The sequence below is a fragment of the Saliniramus sp. genome (assembly GCF_035311605.1).
In the GTDB taxonomy this organism is placed as follows: domain Bacteria; phylum Pseudomonadota; class Alphaproteobacteria; order Rhizobiales; family Beijerinckiaceae; genus Saliniramus.
Genome location: NZ_DATGCW010000327.1, coordinates 1 through 2,411, shown reverse-complemented (window position 1 = coordinate 2,411; position 2,411 = coordinate 1). Strand labels below are relative to the sequence as shown.

The 2,411-nt window shown below is 66.7% G+C and carries 4 protein-coding genes; all 4 read left to right on the top strand.

All coding sequences use genetic code 11. The features are described from left to right. Window positions 1-14: 14 nt before the first annotated feature. Window positions 15-149 (top strand): glutamine amidotransferase-related protein, encoded by a 135-nt coding sequence (locus tag VKP01_RS14575; protein WP_324413527.1) that lies wholly within the window; start codon window positions 15-17, stop codon window positions 147-149. 17 nt (window positions 150-166) lie between these two features. After that, window positions 167-1,180: an anthranilate phosphoribosyltransferase gene (gene trpD / locus VKP01_RS14570; RefSeq protein WP_324413525.1), complete on the top strand. Its 1,014-nt coding sequence runs from the start codon at window positions 167-169 to the stop codon at window positions 1,178-1,180. Between the two features lie 4 nt (window positions 1,181-1,184). Further along, on the top strand, window positions 1,185-1,994 hold the full coding sequence (gene trpC, locus VKP01_RS14565) for an indole-3-glycerol phosphate synthase TrpC (protein ID WP_324413523.1): 810 nt from the start codon (window positions 1,185-1,187) through the stop codon (window positions 1,992-1,994). After that, window positions 1,991-2,411, top strand: a 421-nt coding sequence (gene moaC / locus VKP01_RS14560) for a cyclic pyranopterin monophosphate synthase MoaC (RefSeq protein WP_324413521.1), incomplete at its 3' end; no start/stop codon positions are given. The genes trpC and moaC, both read left to right, overlap by 4 nt.

The following is a 2,411-nucleotide window of genomic DNA, read 5'->3' as shown; positions in this document are numbered from 1 at the left end:
TCGAGCATCGCACCCTGCCCGTTTCCGGCGTACAGTTCCATCCCGAGAGCATCATGACACCCGATGGCGGCACGCTGATCGGGAATTTCTTCGACAAGGCGGCGCGCTGGCGCAACGGGGCATCCGCCGCCACGACCGCCCCCGCCTGAACCCGGCAGATGTGAGCATGGACAGTTTCAAACCCTATATCGCCAAGGTCGCCACGGGCGCGACGCTCTCGCAGGAAGAAGCCCGCGCGGCCTTCGACGCGCTGCTTTCCGGCGAGGTCACCCCCTCCCAGGCCGGCGCCTTCCTGATGGCCTTGCGCGTGCGCGGCGAGGCGCTTGACGAGATCACCGGCGCGGCTTCGGCCATGCGCGCGCGGATGCTACCGGTCAAGGCGCCGGCGGATGCGATCGACATCGTCGGCACGGGCGGTGATCATTCGGGCACCTACAACATTTCCACCCTCGCCGCCTTCATCGTCGCGGCCTGCGGCGTGCCGGTGGCCAAACACGGCAACCGCGCCGCCTCCTCGAAATCGGGCGCGGCGGATGTGCTGAGCGCGCTCGGCGTCACCATCGGGCGTGAGCCGCATACGCTGGAGCGCTGCCTCGAACAGGCCAATCTCTGCTTCATGTTCGCGCAGACGCATCACGCTTCGATGCGCCATGTCGGCCCCTTCCGCGTCGAGCTCGGCACCCGCACGATCTTCAACCTGCTCGGCCCGCTGACCAACCCCGCCGGCGTGCGGCGCCAGTTGCTCGGCGTGTTCTCCGATGTCTGGATCGAGCCACTGGCGAAGGTGCTCGGCCAGCTCGGCTCGCAGAAGGTCTGGGTCGTGCACGGCTCCGACGGGCTCGACGAGATCACCACCACCGGCGAGACCCATGTCGCGGCGATCGAGAACGGTACGTTCTCGCGCTTCACCATCCACCCCGAGAGCGTCGGCATTCCGCTGGCCGATCCGCGCGACCTCAAGGGCGCCGATCCCGAGCATAATGCTCGGGCGATGCGTTCCGTACTCGACGGGGAGAAATCGCCCTATCGCGACATCGCCGTGCTCAATGCCGGCGCCTCCCTCGTCGTCGCCGAGAAGGCGCGTGATCTCAAGGAGGGCGTCGCCATGGCCGCCGAGGCAATCGATTCCGGGGCGGCCAAAGCCACGCTCGACAAGCTCGTCGCCGTATCCGGAGCCTGATGCGATGGCCGATATCCTGAAGAAGATCGAGGCCTACAAGCGCGAGGAAATTGCCATTGCCAAGGCGATGGTGACGCAGGCCGAGATCGAGCGCTTCGCCGCCGCCGCCGCGCCGCCGCGTGGCTTTGCCGATGCAATCGAGCTGCATATTGCGCAGGGGCGCCCGGCCCTGATCGCGGAGATCAAGAAGGCAAGCCCGTCCAAGGGCCTGATCCGCGAGGATTTCGATCCGCCGGCCCTGGCGCGCGCCTATGCCGAGGGCGGGGCGAGCTGTCTTTCGGTACTCACCGACGAACCCTCCTTTCAGGGAAAGCCGAAATATCTCGGTCAGGCGCGCGAGGCGTCCGGCCTGCCGGCGCTTCGCAAGGATTTCATGTTCGAGCCGTATCAGGTCTACGAGGCGCGCGCCTGGGGCGCCGATTGCATCCTCGTGATCATGGCGAGCGTCACCGACGCGGAAGCGCGCGCGCTGATCGAGACGGCGGATCACCTCGGCATGGACAGTCTGGTCGAGGTGCATGACCGCGCCGAGCTCGAGCGCGCCCTGACTCTGCCGGCAAGGCTCATCGGCATCAACAACCGCGACCTGCGCAGCTTCGAGGTCTCGCTGGAGACGAGCGAGACGCTTGCGCCGCTGATCCCGGGTGACCGCATCATCGTGGGCGAGAGCGGCATCTTCACGCCGGCCGATATCGCCCGCCTGCGCAAGGTGCGGATCGAGACCTTTCTCGTCGGCGAGAGCCTGATGCGGCAGGACGATGTCGCGGGGGCGACGCGGACATTGCTGTCGCTTGAGGACGGAGCCGCCGCATGAGCGATCTCACCCATCTCGACGCCTCCGGCCAAGCCAATATGGTCGATGTCTCGCAAAAGGAGGTCACCTCCCGCGTGGCCATTGCCGAGGGGCGCATCGTCACCCGCCCCGAGACCATCGCCGTCATCCGCTCGGGTGATGCCAAGAAAGGCGACGTGCTCGGTGCCGCACGGCTCGCGGGCATCATGGCGGCCAAGCGCACGCATGAGCTCATTCCCCTGTGCCATCCGCTGATGATCACCAAGGCGAAGGTGGATTGCGTCATCGATGAAGAACTCCCCGGCGTGCGCGTCACGGCGGAAGTACGTGTCGGCGGGCAGACTGGCGTCGAGATGGAGGCGCTCACTGCCGTCTCGGTGGCGTGCCTGACGATCTACGACATGGTCAAGGCGGTCGACAAGGAGATGCAGATCGAGG

Excerpts from the sequence above, each read along its gene's own strand:
- trpD (WP_324413525.1), top strand. The coding sequence starts at position 167 with ATGGACAGTTTCAAACCCTATATCGCCAAGGTCGCCACGGGCGCGACG.
- trpC (WP_324413523.1), top strand. The coding sequence starts at position 1,185 with ATGGCCGATATCCTGAAGAAGATCGAGGCCTACAAGCGCGAGGAAATT.